The sequence below is a fragment of the Anaerococcus sp. NML200537 genome, from assembly GCF_026131715.1.
GTDB classification, from domain to species: Bacteria; Bacillota; Clostridia; order Tissierellales; family Peptoniphilaceae; genus Anaerococcus; species Anaerococcus kampingae.
Genome location: NZ_JAMXSL010000045.1, coordinates 1 through 16,050 on the forward strand (window position 1 = coordinate 1; position 16,050 = coordinate 16,050).

Genomic DNA, 16,050 nt, shown 5'->3' on the forward strand with positions numbered 1-16,050 from the left:
TTTTACTACTTCAAGGTCATTAGTCTTCTTTGTATTTTCATTATCTAAGATTTCAATATTAAGCTTTTCAATTTTCTTAGTTAATTCTTCCTTTTTAGTATTTAACTCTTTAAGTTCCTCAGTTTTTTTATTATATTCTTCTATTTCTCTCTCATATTTTTTCTTTGCTTCTGAGAATGGATTTATATGTGTTTTTGATTTGTCTATATTATTTCTAATTGCAGAATTCTCTGCCTCTAATCTCTTTATCTCATCTATATCATCAGGATTTATATTATTTTGCTCTTTTTCTCTTAATAACTTTTCTTGTTCACTTGTTATAGAATTTATTTTTATTGCATTTGTTTTTTGTTCTTCTTCTTTTTCTCTTATACTATTTAGAGTATCTTGAATTTCTTTTTTGTAAGCTTCTATTTTTGAATTAGCTTCATTTGCTTTGTTTTCCGCTTCATTTTTTAGGGATTCTAGAGTGTTTTTTTCATTATTAGTCTTATCCAACCTACTCTTAAGCTCTTTTAAAGTCTCTTCTTTATTGGCATCATTAGAATTTTCAGCATTTTCAATGCTTACTTCAAGATCCCCAATATTTCTTTCTTTTTCTTTAATTTCGTCATCTAAGCCATTTGCTTCTAACTTTTGTTTGTCAAATTCTCCCTGGGCTTCAATTTTCTTACTTTCAAGACCTTGTTTTTTTGAAATTAAGCTATCAATTTCTTTTTGTAAAGCATTTTGTTTCTCTTCAAGTTCTTTTGATTTAGCTTCTAATTCATCAATCTTTTTTTCTATTTCATCATTATATAACGGATTTTTAGCCTTAAGCTCTTTTATTCTAATTTCATTAGCTTTTATTTTATCTAACTGTTTTGATTCTATTTTTTCAAAATCTTCTATTGTTTTATTTGCTTTTGCTAATTCTTCTTTTGTTTTATCAATATTTTGATTTCTATTCTCAGCATTTTTGATTTGTTTTTGAGTTTCTTCAAGATTTGTCTTTAATTCATTTAGTGTGTTTTTCTTTGAGTTTATATCTATTTCAAGTCTTTCGCTATATGCCTTATTCTTTTGGTATTCTTTTTGTAAATCTTCGTGAGCTTTTACTTCTTTTGCTAATTTCTCTTCTAAGGCTGTTTTTGCGCTTTCATCTTTAGACTTTGAACTTTTTGCTTCTTTTATATCTTTTTCTACTTGGGTCTTGTCTGTAGATTTTAATTCAGCGATTTTTTCATTATTAGCTTGTATTTTACCTTCTAGTTCTGTTTTCTTTTGCTCGACTGCTTTTTTCTCTGATTGAAGGTCTTTTAGGGCCTTTTCTGCGATTTTCTTTTCTTCTTTTAGTTTATTTAGCTTGGCTAGATCAGCCTTGCTTTCTTTATCAAATTTACTTTTTATCTCATCTAATTTCTTCTCTAAATCTGAAATCTCAGTTTCAAGTCGAGTTTTCTCTTTAATTCTTGCATTAAGCTCTCTTTGCTTTTCTTGGATTTCTTTTTCTAGTTTTTTGATAACATCTTCATTTTTTTGATTATTTATGCCTGCTTTTACATCTTCTTTTGCCGCAAGGGGACTTTCAATGTGATTAAAAAATATACTTGTCGACAGGGCTGTGATTAGGGCAAGTTTTGCAAGATTTCTTTTCTTCATTTGATTCTCCTTAATAATTAATTGTCTTTACTTTATAAGTTTTTATTTAATTATAAATTATGGATCATTAAATTTATGTTAAGAAATAGGATTTTTTTTGCAAAAAATAAAAAGCACCACTTGGCTATAATTAGCCGTTTATGATGCTTTTTAAAAATTTATTTAGTTTTTATCTCTACTTGATCTTAATTTTTTTGATTATTTAAGAAATTTGTCCTATTATTTAGATTTCTTAAGTATCTTACTAATAGTGGGTAAGAGTTTTTGATTCTAACCTTTGATTCAGGCTTTTTCTCTTCCTTCTTTCCATCCTTTTTTTCTAGATGATTTTCTGGAAGAACTTTTTCTTTTTCTTGCTTTTCATCTTTGGCAGGTTTGTCTTCCTGCTTTTCTTTTGGATTTTGAGGATTTTCTTTATTTTCTTCCTTTGTTTCTTTTTCTTCTTTTACTTCTTCTTTATTTTCTGGAAGTTTTTCATCCTTAGCCCCGCCTTCGTTAGAGGCTTCCTTTTCCTTGTCAGCTTCTTTTTTATCTTCTAAGTTTTCTTTGTTAGCTTGTTCTTTTTTGTCTTCTTTGCTTGTGATTGTAACTGTTTCTACCTTTGTCATAGCGTGGCCTAGCTTAGAACTTAACTCTTCTAAAAATTCTTTATAATTTTTATCTTGCCCATCAGTTAAATCTGTTAGGTAATTTATTTCTGTATCATCTGCAAAGTCTAAGGCTAGATTTCTAGCCTCACTTGGATTACCTTCGGCATAGTCTGACTTTAGGTCGATTTCATCATAGGCTATAAGCTTATCGGCTGCCTTTTCCTTAAGATCTTGTGATTGCTTTAAAAGAATGGCTATATTTCTATATTCCTCCTCAGCTGCCTCTTTGTCGCTTAGCTCTAATTCTCTTAAGCTTTCTAGTTCGTTATTTAATAATACTTGTCTAATTATCGTATTTATAATCTTTGCGTGGTTTAGAAGCCTATTTGTTAGTAGCTCTAGCTCCTCATCTGATGGTTCGTCATTTTTCCTTACAGGTGAGCTTACCCTTGCTTCTAGGGCCTTTTCCATGTCTTTATTGGCTGTTCTTAAAGAATTGATTAGCTCTTTTGACTTATCATTTTTCCTATCTTTATTTTCGCCAGCCTTGATTATCAAATCTCCCATTGTCCTTTTTGAATCTTTAAAATCATAGACTCCAACTGCTGCAGATTTGACTTCTTCCTTGCTATCCTTATCTAGGACATCTATCCTAGCTAGGCTAAAGGCTGGTATTTGATAGGTCTTTGGATTTGCTATTGTTTCTGTTTTTTCTACGAGGAGATTTGGATCTATATAATTTATTACAAATTTAGACTTGCTTAAGTCTGATGAGTCTAGGTCAAGATAAGCGCCCAAATTTTGTTCTTCCTTGCTATCATTGATTAGGTATTTCTTGTAAGGAAGCTTTGTAATAGGGTCATCCTTTTTAGCTTCTTTATTTTCATAATCTCTTAATTCAGGCTTTGTATCTAGTTCAAAGTCATTTTCATCTTTCTTGGTGATTTTTGCATCTACCTTGCCAAAACTTTTATCCTCACCCTTGCTTACTATATAATATATAGAATAATCGCCTGGCTTAGCATCTTGATCAAAGTTTGCTTCTACCTTTACGCTCGCATAGTCTGAGATATTTGTCTTAATCCTAAAACCTAGGACATCTTCACTTTCGATTTGTTCTGCCTTATCTAGGAGATTTCTGCCTGTTTTGACATTTGAATCACTTATGACATTAGCAAGCTTTAGGGTCTTATTTTCGCTATTTTTAAGGGCAAATACTGATATGGTATACTCGCTGTCTAAAGAATTGGCATGGATGCCAAGCATGAATGATAGGGTAAAATTGTTTTTATCATCCTTTGTTTTTTTATTTAGTTCAGTCTTAATGGCTGTGACCTTGATTGGTCCTTCTTCTAGGTTAAACTTGCCTGCTTGGCTTAGGTAATTTGTATTTTGTGGGCTAGTAGTAGGGCTTGTGAGATTTATCCTAGGGCTAGGCACACTTGGCGCTTGGTATGTATTATTCACACTTGGTGTTTGACTTTCCAAGGCTGGGGCTGGTGTATTGTCTATCTCGCTATCTTCTATTAGTTTTTTATTTTCTTCTGGCTTAGCCACTTCTTCTTTGCTAGGCTCAGTTATATTTGTAATCGGCTCAGCTGGCTCTTCTGTTGCTCTTACTTGGTTTGGTAAGGATATGAGAAGAGCTAGGCTTAGGAGTCCGTATTTTATAGGTGTTTTTTTCATAATCTCCTCCACTTACCTATATTTTATCATAGATTACAAATATTACAACGACTTTTTTATAGTAATTTTAAGATACTGACAATTTATAAAATATAAAAAGCAGGCATTCCTGCCCGCTTTTTACATTTTATAGACTTTCTAATGCTTTTTCAGCTTTTTCGATTAGTGCATTTGATTCTTCTACTAGAGTTTCTAGTTTATCCTTTATATTTGTTATTGTTTCAGGTGTTTGTTCTAGTAGGATTTCTGCTGCTCTTGCTTGTACTCTGTTGTTAAATACAGCATCTTCAAGCTTTTCTTTTGTTGATTGACCAGCATCTGTTACTGCTTCTTCTTTATCAGCATCAGCTTGGTCAGCATTTTCAGAATCTTCTTCGCCTTCTTTCTTTTCAGCGTCTTTTTCTTCTGAATCAGCCTTGTCAGCATCTGTTTCTTCTTTTGTTTCTGCTTCTTTGTTTTCTGCAGATTCTTCTACAGCTGGTTTTTCAGTATTTTCAGCTTCTTTTTTGTTTCCATTTAGACCATCGCATGCTGTAAGTGTTGCTGCTGCTAAAAGTATAGCTATTATTTTTTTATTTGTTAATTTCATTGTTTTCTCCTTTTTTCTTCAAAATTACATATATTATAGCGGCTACTACTAAAATTATAGCAACCTTTGCTATTCCATTTATACCCGTTTTTACAGGAGATCCTGCTTTTGTTACGGTTTGGACAGGACTTGTTGTTGGTGCGACTGTTGTGGTTGTCACACTTACCTTCTTATCCTTGATTAGGTCATAGAATTCTTTTTTGACAGCTTCGTAGTCATCCATGGTCTTGCCTGGATCATCTCTTAGACTATTAATCCTATCAGCCATAGCCTTTCTCTTATCTTCTGGGATTAGCTTTTGCTTTTCCTTAAATTCTTTGGCTAGGGCTTTTATGCTTTCTTCAAATTTATCGCCATCAAGATTTTCGATAGCTTTTTTAAGATTTGTAAGGGCTCTATTAACCTCATCTAGGCTTGGTTTATCCTTAGCTACGACTTCCTTTGCGCTTGCAAGGGCTTGGTCATAGGCATCCCTATTTACCTTTTTGGCCTTTTGATATTTAAAGCTGCCTTCTTTTAATTTCTTATCATTTGAAACAAGCTCATTTAGCTCATTTAGTAGGTCTTTTCTTTCCTTAAGAGGGTTACTGTCGAATATCTTTTTAATGATAGCCTTGATTGATGGGTCTTCTAAGACTTCGCCTAGTCTTTGGAGGGCCTTTGCTTGCTTATCCTTATCGTCAGGATTTTTCATTGAGTCTTCTGCTAATTCTAGGGCTTTTTCAAGTCTTTCTCTAGATACTTGATTTACATTCTTATAATCCTCATGGGCTTTTACCATCTTTAGCAAGATATAATTTTTATTTATGGTGTATCTTTCCTTGCTTATATCTCCAGCCAAATATTTTCTTGCATTTGTAAGGATTTCTAGAGTATCACTTGCTTCTTGGCTGTCTGCCTTGCCAGAAGATTTTAGATATTTTGCAAGTTCTAAGAATCCATCATATTCTTTTACTGCATCCTTATCTTTAGGATTTTTATAAGCATCTGTTTCTTTGAATACATCAGAGATATAGATTTCGTAATTTAATTTTCTTGCAAGTGTTGATAATTTGCCATCTATCTCATCCTTACTATCCTTGATTGCCTTTAATAATAGGTTGATATTAGCTCTATCAGGACTTGTCTTGGTAAGCTCTTCTTTGGCTAATTTGATGAGATTATTGTAATGATCTATTGTTTCTTTCTTGCTAGAATTTCCTTCAAGGTCTTTGTAATTCTTACTTTTTCTAAACTCTTCATCTTCATTTACAAGTTTTTGGAGTTTATCAGATGACTTGTACTCTAAATTTAAGATTGCTTCTAGGATTTTGTCATGGGCCTTTTTCACTTCTTCTAGGCTTAATTTCTCACCATTTGCTAATTTATTTAGGATATACTCACCATCTTTGATGGCCTTATCATAAGCATCTTTAGCTTCAGTCTCAGCATTTGTATAGGCTGTACTTTTTTTGATATTATCCTTGTTATCAACTAGGATTTTAAGGGCTGCCCTTGCTTCTTCTACAGTTTTAAAACCGGTAGTTTGGCTTTTTAATTTTATTTCATCTGTGATTTCTTTTAGCTTATCATTAAGTTTAGTATAATCTTCTAAGCTAGCTTCTTTGTTTTCCTTAATCTTTATAGCTTTTTCGATATTTTCTTTATAGGAATCCTTAAGGATATTATCATCTTTAAATTTGTCTTCTTTTAAGATTTTTTCGATATTTTCCCTATCTTTTATATAGGCATCTAATGTCTTTTTAGCTTCTTCTAGCTCATCTTTTTTAGGCTTATCTGTCTTTACAGTCTTAAGACTTAGGTCTTTGCCATCTAGAATATATCTAGCTTGATAAGCATTTTTTACAGCTTCTAAAATTTTGTTATAAGCTGCTTCGCTCTTATCGTCCTTATCGATAGCCATGTCCTTAAGATCATTGTAGGCTTTATCGTAAGCATCTTTTTGATCTGCTTTAGCTTCCTTATAAGAATTTGAATTTATGAATTCTTCATGGCTATTAAGAAGCTTTTGCCTATCATCTATGACATCTTGGAAGCCATTGACTTTAGTTTCTTCAGGATTTAGCTCTTTATCTAGGGCTTTGATTTCTTCATCGCTTACCTTATAGTCTTCTCCATCTTCATACTTTTCCTTAAGGAGTGTGAAATTATTATTAATTGTATCTTTTAAGTCTACAAGTTCTTTGCCAGCTGCTTTTTCTAGATTGGCATTTTTAAGTATATCCCTTGCCTTAGTCAATTCTTCTTTAATATCGATATAAGCTTGGTCCTTATCATCGACCTTTTCTTTGTTTTTTTCTAATAATTTTTCTGCTTTTATTATCGCTTCTTTTAAAGATTTTTGATTTTCTTTAGCACTTTTTTCTAGGTCTTCAATACTTGTTTTTAAGCTCATAGAAAGACCATCAAGCTGGTCTGCTTTTTTATCCTCACTCTTAAGATATACATCTGCCTGATTGTAAGCTTGGTCATAGGCTTTCTTGCTTTCATCACTAGCTAGCCTGTAAGAATTGCTAGCGACTTTGTTATTATAATCATTAACATAAGCTTTTAGGTCATTGATTTTTGTATCTGTTTCCTGATTGCTTGCCTCTGAAGCATAGGAAGGGTTATTTATAGTACTTATTGGCGTGCTTAGGACTAGGCCTAGGGCCAAAATACTTGTCAGTAGTTGTTTCTTCATCACATTCTCCATGGACTCTATTTTAAAAAATATTTATTCTTATCTTATAATTATATGTCTTTGATGATTTTTGTCAATAAAGTCCTAAATTTCAATATTCCTTAGCTTTTAATAATACTGGGCTAGGGCTAGCTTGGCCTTTTTTATCAATTCTTCTTGGTCCTTGATTTGGCCATCTAGCTTATAGCGGACTTTGGCCACTGTTTTTGGTGCAAATTTTATAAGATTGTAGCAAGATTCTAATTGGATTTCGGCCTTTTTTATGGCTCTGTTTAACATTTCAATTGAATCTTTGTTCTTTTCTCTCTTATAATATTTAAGTTCAAGACTTACCCTATCTAGCTTTTCTTTTTGCTTTTGAAGCTTTTCAGAAATTGGCTTTAGGGCCGCATCAATTTTTGGCAAGACTACAGAATCTGATATGGCATTAACATAAGAGATTAAAAGCTTGTCATAGACCTCTTTATCGGTCCCTTCTTTCATTACAAAATAAGATTTGACATATTTATATAAGTCTTCGGCATTATTTGCCCTTATCTCATAGCCATTTAGCCTTGCTCCCTGGCTTAGGTTTACGCTTAGCATGGCTGATTCTATAGAAGGGATTACATTTGTGACATAATTATCTAGCTGTGAAGAAACATTGTAGAGCTTGGCCCTTATGGCTTCTTCGTTTGTTACATACTGACCACTCTTGCTTATATAAGCCTTGGATTTGCCTTGGATATTTGAATAAGTCTCATAGATTGAGTCATATTCTTCTTGAAGCTTTTTTTCTTCGATCTTTAACTCTTCGATTTTTCGATCTATCTTTGTATCCGCAAAGGCTAGATTTGGCCCCACAAAGGCAAAGGCTAGGGCAAGAGCCGCTATTTTTGTGTATTTTTTCATAGATTTCTCCCTTCTATATTTTCTTATAGGTATTATACCCACAAAGTAGCCATTAAATTAAACTTATTTCTGGGTGAACACCTCTTTTTTTGTCTTGTTATAAAGGATGAAGCCCCTTACTTTTTCACCATCCTGGCTAGAATTTTTAGCTAGGTCTATGAGTCTATCGTCTTTTTCCAAATCCTTTATCGGAGCTCCTGGCCTGTATAAGATGTATTCATCATCCATATCTAGGCCGAGGGCGAAGTCTACATTATAGTAGATGTCATCGTGAGCACCTTCCTTACTTGTGATCTTGTATTCAGATAGCTTAGCTTCATAGCGATATTCATCTAGCATTTTTGTAAGGTCGATTTTGCCGATAAATTCTGATGAGTGGATTTCTTCTGCATGGTAAAAAATCTGTGCCGTCGCACTTAGGCCATAGTCCTTGCCATCTGCCGCGATTTTCCCAAAATAATCGCCCCTGAATTTGCCATCATTTTCAAAAATCACCTTTGTCTGGCCTGTGCCCTCGCCATAGGTCCTAATTAGGGTCTGAAAGCATAATTTATCTAAGATTATGGGCCTTACGCTTTCTATATTAAGGCTTTCTTCTCTACTTTCACTTTTAGCTTTATCAGCTTGATTGTCATCTGCACATCCACTTAAGGCTAGCATGGCTGATAAGCAAATTATCCCTATTAAATTTTTACGCAAGCCCTAAACCCTCTTGATTGATAATATGAATCTGCACCATTGTGATAGGTGAAGGTTCTGTCATATTTTTTGCTACAAAATAGGGCCCCATCCAATTCTCTTATCGCATCTGGTGTATCAATCCAGCTACTTGTTTTTGTATCAAGGTCTTCTAGGTTTTGGATGGCATAGTATTCTTCTTCTTTTATTAGCCTTAGGCCCATTTTCTCAGCTTCTTCTAAGGCTGATGATGTTGGTGGATTTTTCTTTCTTTCTTCCCTGGCCTTTTTATCATAGCATAAATTGCGGCGGCCTTCTGGGCTTTCCTTTGCCATATCTACATATACTAGGCCCCTAAAGACTTCTAAATCCACCAGGTCAGGTTCTCCACCTGTCTGATCCATCTGAAATACAGCTTCATAAAGATCTTCGTTAGACATAAGTGAGCTTTGAACAAAATCCCATTTGATGTGTTTATGTCTATGCATATTTGCCTTAAATCTTTCTTCTAATTTTTGTAAAAACTTCTTGTCAAATTTTTCCATTAAGCTACCTCCTCATGATTTCCTAGATCTTAGCTCTGCCAATGTATGGGCTAGCAGTGAAATTGGACTTTTAAAAAGCATCCTTGGCCCTGCATATCGCATGACTTTTTTGATGATTGACCTGTGCTTTTTATCATAGCAATGAATCTTGCAAGTTGAACAAAAAGGCTTGTCATCTCCATGGGGACAGGCTTCTAGCCTTTTTTTGACATAAGATTTTAATTCATCCTTATCATGATCTTCATCGGGATTGCCTTTGTAATAGATGTCTATCATCTGGCAAACTATGGCAAGATTCTTAACCCTTTTAGTCTTCATTTTCTGCCAATTTTTTAAGGGCATCCATGTCTGTGAGATCATCGATTCCTACTGATTTGAGCAGATCTGCTATTTCATCGCTTGCTTTATCAAGTTGAGCTGTTAGATCATCTATTTCCTCTTCTGCTTTAGATTTTTCTACCTTTGGCTCATCTACAAAGAAAACCTTGCCTGTCTTTGGGTCAAAACCTACGGTGCCTGATGTATTATCAACTATATCTATATCATCTCTATCTTTATTGTCATTTTTTGCTTCTAACATAATAACTCCTTATTTTTCTCTTAAGTATATTTTAACATTTTTATCGAAGAATTTAAAGCTATAGAATTTTTTTAGCTTTAGTAAGAAAAATCCCCAACTAGGCCGCACCTAGCTAGGGATCTGCTTTTATTTAATTTATTACCCAAAACTTGCCTTCGTGCTCTTCGATTTTTGAGTTGTTTGGTATGGAGGCAAAATTGCTTTCTGCCTTTGGCCTGTTTTTAAATTCGTCTATAGTTCTGGAATTTTTAATATCCGCATCTGATTTGAGAAAATAATCGTAGATTACAAAATCTTCGATATTTTCAACATTTCCTAGGTCAAAATTAATCACAGGATCATCCCAGGTAGTATCTATGTGGTACCAAACTCCTAGGACCTTGACCATATTCCACATATGATCTTCGCCATTTCTTTTGGACTTGCCTGTTAGAAATATTGTCTCAAGGCCTGCTTCCTTGGCCATTAGGTCAAACAGACTGGCATAGGCATTGCAGACTCCACCATTGCCATAAATTATAGATGATGGATGGTAAATTGAAAATCCGCCGCTTATGGCATTTTTATCACCTTTATTGTAGTTGTTTTTCTTTACTATAAAGTCGTGAATTTTTACTACCTTGGCATAGTCTGTAAGGTCTGGTGCAATATTTTCCCTTACCCATTCTTTTACAAAGTCTTTTAGGTTATATTCTAGGTGCATATCTGCCCTGTAGGATACGTCAAAGTTGGCATTTTCTATATAGGTCTTGCCATTTGAGGACTTGGATGGGTTGAAGGATGTATTGATCTTGCAAGAAGCATACTGGCTATAATAGAAGTATGGGTCTTCTTTGGCAACTTGGGTGAAAAGCTCTGATATGTCTTTGTTTGACGATATCTTATCTACTTTCACTGAAAAATACGAGCTCCTATTTGTCAGATTTTCTCTAATGTCTTTTCTTATCCTAATATTATCCCTAAAGGAATCCTTTATATTATCTATCTTTTTGATGATTTGACGGCCATTTGTTACCAGTACAGTGAGCTTTTCCTTTTTTTGTGGAGATATTTGACCAGTATTTATGTAGGATTCTGCCGCATCCAGGACTCTTTCATTTCTAGATGTGTCTATACCTATAAATTTTTCCTCAAAGGCCTCGCTATAGGCTAGGGCTGTGCTTTTTGGAAGAAATATTAGGAGGGCTAGGATTAAGAGGGTCTTTTTTGATATTTTCATTGTGCTCCCTTATAAAAAGCTAACAATAAAGACCTAGCCTAGGCTAAATCTTTATTCTTATGCTTATTTTGTTTTACTTAAGTTTTGCTTCTGCTAATTTTATTAACTCTTCTGATCTTTGTAGCTTTCTTATCAAGACATCTTTTACCTTGGCTACGGTCTTAGGAGCATTTTCTAGTAGGTATCTAGCTGATGCTGCTGTTTTTTTATTGTCTTCGATAGCTTTTTTTAGTCTTTCTCTAGCTAAAACCTTGTTTACATCTCTTTTTATAGCTTGTCTAGCTTGGTTGATGCTTGCTGTTGCTGCAGCAAGTTGGTTTTGCTTTGGAGCTTCGGTTTGTAAAAGAGCCCTAGCATCAGCAATTGCCTTTTCATAGGCTGCTTTAGTTGACTCAGATGCATATGAAACGTAAGCTTCAGAGCTTACTACATTTGCCCTATCACCTACTGCATATTCTAGTTGTTGTCTTTGAACTTTGTATTCTTCTGTTTGTGTTTCATCTTGCTGAGCTTCTGTGGCATAGGCAAGATTTGTATTTGCAAGTCCATATCCTGTTAAGGCTAGGTTTGCTACTAGTATTGATAGTCCTAATTTTTTGATAAATTTCATTTTCCTATCCTTTTATTCCGTTAAGTTCGTTTAATTTTTTCTCTGCTTTTTCTATATCAGCCTTAGATTTTTTAAGCAGATTTTCTAGTTTGTCCTTTACTGGAGCCACTTGTTTTGGAGCCTTTGCTAGAAGAAATTCTGCAGAGCTTATAGCTATTTTGTTTCTCTTGATGGCTTCTTCTAGATTCTTTATTAAGCTTTCATAAGCACCACTTCTTTTATTTACCTTAACAAGGGCTTCTCTTGCTGTTTTTAGGGCTTCTGTTAGCTCTTTATATTCAGATGCGGTTTTCTTGCTAGACTTATCTTCTACGCTTGTTTCTGCAAGTCTTAGGGCTGAGATGAAGGCATCAAAGCTTGCCTTTGTGTATTTATCTGCTTCTGTTCTTAGGGCAGATGATGTTTTGATTTCAGCCTTTAAGGCATCTTTGTTAGCTATTGGTGCATAGTCATTTGTAATCTTATTTCTTGCATCCTCTAAATTTTTAGTGAGGGTGTAAAGCTTTGATGATGAAATTTTTTCATTATCTGTGTTAAGAAGTAAGAAGCTTCTTGCCTCATTAAATGCATTGATGTAGGCTGTTTTTTCAGTGCTTTTTGCATTTTTGTAGGCATCAGAGTTCATGAAATTTGAATCATCTTTAACAAGTTTATCTAAATCGTCTGTTGATACTTTTTTGCCATCTAAGTCTTTTATAGCTTGGTCTAGATAAGCCTTAGCATCCTTGATCTTTTCGTATTTGTCTACATCTGTGCTGTAGGCTGGTAGAGTTTTTTCTAAATCTTCTGCGCTTTTAAGCCTATTATCAAAGTTTTGTTGGTAATAGGTGCCTGCATTTAGGTATTGGTATTTATTCTTTAAAACTTTTGCATTTTCAATGCTTTTTCTTAAGTCTGCTAGGGTATTAAAATAAATTGTACCCATATCTACACTTGTTGATGTAGTTGTTGTTGCGTGTGATTCTTTTATGCTAGGAACTATGGCAGCAGATGCTATCATAAGTGCTAGCATAGCTTTTTTTAAGTTATTTTTTTTCATAATATGCCTTTCTTTTTTTCAAATTAAAGTCTTTGTTATAATATACCCTTTTTGAAAAATTTAAAAACATTATTGGCCTTTGGGGCCTAAAAACCACAGAAAAAGCCTCTTAATTATTTCTAATCAAGAGGCCTTTATTTTATTTAAGAATTTTCTTCAGATATTTACCTGTATAGGATTTTTTGACCTTGGCTACTTCTTCTGGAGTGCCGGTGGCGACAATTTCTCCGCCTCCATCTCCTCCTTCTGGACCTAGGTCGATGATGTAGTCTGAAACCTTGATTACATCTAGGTTGTGCTCGATTACTACTACTGTATTATTTTGATCTACAAGTCTATTTAAGACTTCTATTAGCTTGTGGACATCTGCTGTGTGAAGACCTGTGGTTGGCTCATCTAGGATGTAGAGGGTCTGGCCTGTTGATACCTTGGCAAGCTCTGTTGCAAGCTTTACCCTTTGGGCCTCTCCTCCTGATAATTCGGTGGATGGTTGGCCGATTTTGATATAGCCTAGACCCACATCATAGAGGGTTTGGAGCTTCCTTACAATTGGTGGGTGGTTTTGGAAAAATTCTATACCTTCCTCAACAGTCATATCAAGGACCTCTGAAATATCCTTGCCCTTGTATTTTACTTCGAGAGTTTCCCTGTTGTATCTTTTGCCATGGCAAACCTCGCAAGGCACGTAAACATCAGGAAGGAACATCATATCAACCTTGATTGTCCCATCTCCCTTACAAGCCTCGCACCTGCCGCCCTTGACATTGAAGGAAAATCTTCCCTTCTTAAAGCCCTTCATCTTGGCCTGGTTGGTCATGGCAAAGACATCTCTGATGCTGTCAAAAAGCTTGGTGTAGGTGGCTGGGTTTGACCTTGGAGTTCTACCGATTGGTGACTGGTCAATGGCTATGACCTTGTCAATTTGGTCAAGGCCTATAACTTTCTTGTGGATACCTGCGTGGATTTTTGTCTTGTTAAGCTTTCTTGTTGCAACCTTATATAGGATTTGATTGACAAGAGAAGACTTACCAGAGCCGGATACACCTGTAACTGTGGTGAGGGTTGAAAGAGGGAATTTCACGTCAATATTTTTGAGGTTATTTTCCCCAGCCCCGATTATTTCTATAAACTTATCAGACTTACGCCTTTCTTTTGGTACAGGGATTTTCTTCCTACCAGCCAAATAATCTCCCGTAATAGAAGCCTTGTTTTTCATAATCTCATCAAGGCTACCCTTAGCGACAATCTCTCCCCCGTGTATACCAGCCCTTGGGCCGATGTCAACTATATAATCTGCCGCCCTCATGGTATCTTCGTCGTGTTCTACGATAATGAGGGTATTACCTATATCAGTGAGGTTTCGTAGAGAAGTGATTAACTTGTCATTATCCCTTTGATGAAGGCCTATAGATGGCTCATCAAGGACATAAGAAACCCCTACAAGGCCAGATCCTATCTGAGTTGCAAGTCTTATCCTCTGACTTTCCCCACCAGAAAGAGTCGCCGCAGCCCTATTTAGAGTCAAGTAAGATAGACCTACATCGTCTAAAAACTTGAGCCTACCCTTAATTTCCTTGATAATAAGCTCGGCAATCTTTGCCTTCATCTCAGATAATTCCAAATTTTGGAAAAATTCTATAGATTTGGCCACAGAAAGGCGGGTAAGTTCTGAAATATTTAGGCCACCAACCTTAATAGCAAGAACTTCCGGCTTAAGCCTATCTCCGTGGCATACCCTACATTCCTCTTCACCCATGTATTCCCTAAATTTCTTCTTTTGAGCATCGGAATTGGTCCTTTGGTACCTATCCCAAAGGTTTTGGATGGCCCCTTCAAAAATCCCCACATAGCGTTTTTGGCCTGAAAAGTGAGAATCAAATATAAAAGAAAGGTCATAGTCAGTTCCATAGAGAATATCGTGGATCATACCCTCCGGAGCATCCTCAAGAGGTCTGTCGTGATCAAATTTATAATGGTCAGCAATTGCCCTTACTACTTGGTAATAGTAGGTACCCTTGCCAGAACCGGCATAAGGATCTATAGCCCCTTGATTGATAGAAAGGCTATAATCAGGGATAATAAGGTCCTTATCAATTTGTAAATGAAAGCCAAGCCCATTACACTCTGGGCACATACCAATCGGTGCGTTAAAGGAAAACATATTTGGAGTAATTTCTGGCAAAGACACGTGGCCTTCAGGACAGGCAAGCTTGGATGATAAGAGGATCTCTTCTTTTCCAATCACATCCACAATCACAAGCCCATCAGCAAGACCAATAATAGTTTCAAGCGAATCAGCAATCCTAGACTCAATTCCAGGCTTCATCTTAATCCTGTCGACAATTACTGAAATGTCATGCTTTTTATTCTTATCAAGGTCGATGTCATCTTCGATTTCATATCTTTCTCCATCGATCATGACTCTGACAAAGCCTTCTTTTCTAATATTTTCAAGAGCCTTCTTGTGCTGACCCTTCTTGCCCCTAATCACAGGAGCTAAAAGCTGAATCCTAGAACCCTCTTCAATTTCCATAATCCTATCAACCATCTGGTCCACAGACTGGGCCACAATAGGCTTGCCACAAACTGGACAAAAAGCATCGCCAATCCTAGCATATAAAAGCCTATAATAGTCATAAATCTCAGTCACAGTAGCAACAGTAGACCTAGGGTTCCTATTGGTAGTCTTCTGATCTATAGAAATCGAAGGAGAGAGCCCCTCAATAGCATCAACATCCGGCTTATCAATCCCACCCAAAAACTGCCTAGCATAAGAAGACAAGCTCTCCACATAACGGCGCTGGCCCTCAGCATAGATAGTATCAAAGGCAAGAGTAGACTTCCCAGAACCTGACAAACCAGTAAAGACAATCATCTTGTCACGAGGCAAAGTCAGGTCAATGTTTTTGAGATTATTAGTCCTTGCTCCTTTAATAATAATGTTTTCTTCTGACATCAAAAGTCCTTTCTTTTTTTATCCTAGATAAATTATTTATTCTTTATTTCATTATGAATTATTGTTATTATTTATTAATTTTATTTATTGTTTTGTCTCTTAATGAATTATTGTTATTTACTAATTCTCTTTGTAATTTTATCTTTTAATAAATAATTATTATTAACTATTGAATCTTCGTCTCAAGGGGGAGCCCCAAGGGACCTTCCGCATGGTCTATGGTACCCCCAAAAAGTTGTAGCTCAATTTCTTACAATACAAATATATTATAGATTGATGGTGGCCCTTTTCTATAGAAAAGGGCGATTTATCAAGATAATATACTGATTTTTTCTTTCGACCT

The 16,050-nt window shown here is 35.2% G+C and carries 13 protein-coding genes; all 13 read right to left on the minus strand.

Annotation, left to right across the window (positions count from 1 at the left end; all coding sequences use genetic code 11):
* A partial coding sequence (locus NH288_RS10130) for a hypothetical protein (protein ID WP_265215099.1) occupies positions 1-1,641 on the minus strand: 1,641 nt, incomplete at its 3' end.
* A 185-nt stretch (positions 1,642-1,826) separates the two neighbouring features.
* On the minus strand, positions 1,827-3,917 hold the full coding sequence (locus NH288_RS10135) for a hypothetical protein (protein ID WP_265215100.1): 2,091 nt from the start codon (positions 3,915-3,917) through the stop codon (positions 1,827-1,829).
* A 127-nt stretch (positions 3,918-4,044) separates the two neighbouring features.
* Positions 4,045-4,506, minus strand: a complete 462-nt coding sequence (locus NH288_RS10140; RefSeq protein WP_265215102.1) for a hypothetical protein — start codon at positions 4,504-4,506, stop codon at positions 4,045-4,047.
* The gene (locus tag NH288_RS10145; RefSeq protein WP_265215104.1) at positions 4,490-7,189 is read right to left on the minus strand and encodes a hypothetical protein; all 2,700 of its coding nucleotides are present in this window, start codon (positions 7,187-7,189) and stop codon (positions 4,490-4,492) included. The genes NH288_RS10140 and NH288_RS10145 overlap by 17 nt, the downstream gene beginning before the upstream one ends.
* Before the next feature lie 108 nt (positions 7,190-7,297).
* Positions 7,298-8,080, minus strand: coding sequence for a hypothetical protein (locus NH288_RS10150; protein ID WP_265215105.1), 783 nt, complete (start codon positions 8,078-8,080; stop codon positions 7,298-7,300).
* 63 nt (positions 8,081-8,143) lie between these two features.
* Complete coding sequence (locus NH288_RS10155; protein WP_265215106.1) at positions 8,144-8,779, minus strand: hypothetical protein; 636 nt, start codon at positions 8,777-8,779, stop codon at positions 8,144-8,146.
* Positions 8,764-9,303, minus strand: a complete 540-nt coding sequence (locus NH288_RS10160) for a DUF4256 domain-containing protein (RefSeq protein ID WP_265215108.1) — start codon at positions 9,301-9,303, stop codon at positions 8,764-8,766. The genes NH288_RS10155 and NH288_RS10160 overlap by 16 nt, the downstream gene beginning before the upstream one ends.
* A gap of 12 nt (positions 9,304-9,315) precedes the next feature.
* Complete coding sequence (locus tag NH288_RS10165) at positions 9,316-9,621, minus strand: nitrous oxide-stimulated promoter family protein (RefSeq protein ID WP_265215110.1); 306 nt, start codon at positions 9,619-9,621, stop codon at positions 9,316-9,318.
* Positions 9,611-9,883, minus strand: coding sequence for a hypothetical protein (locus NH288_RS10170; protein WP_106461559.1), 273 nt, complete (start codon positions 9,881-9,883; stop codon positions 9,611-9,613). Before NH288_RS10170 ends, NH288_RS10165 begins: the two co-directional genes overlap by 11 nt.
* Positions 9,884-10,013: 130 nt before the next feature.
* Positions 10,014-11,102, minus strand: a complete 1,089-nt coding sequence (locus NH288_RS10175) for a transglutaminase domain-containing protein (protein ID WP_265215114.1) — start codon at positions 11,100-11,102, stop codon at positions 10,014-10,016.
* Between the two features lie 73 nt (positions 11,103-11,175).
* On the minus strand, positions 11,176-11,712 hold the full coding sequence (locus NH288_RS10180; RefSeq protein ID WP_106461556.1) for an FIVAR domain-containing protein: 537 nt from the start codon (positions 11,710-11,712) through the stop codon (positions 11,176-11,178).
* Between the two features lie 4 nt (positions 11,713-11,716).
* On the minus strand, positions 11,717-12,751 hold the full coding sequence (locus NH288_RS10185; RefSeq protein WP_106461554.1) for a hypothetical protein: 1,035 nt from the start codon (positions 12,749-12,751) through the stop codon (positions 11,717-11,719).
* 139 nt (positions 12,752-12,890) lie between these two features.
* Positions 12,891-15,707 carry an excinuclease ABC subunit UvrA gene (gene uvrA / locus NH288_RS10190; RefSeq protein ID WP_265215117.1) on the minus strand — a complete coding sequence of 939 codons (2,817 nt, stop codon included), beginning with the start codon at positions 15,705-15,707 and terminating at the stop codon, positions 12,891-12,893.
* Between the last annotated feature and the right edge of the window lie 343 nt (positions 15,708-16,050).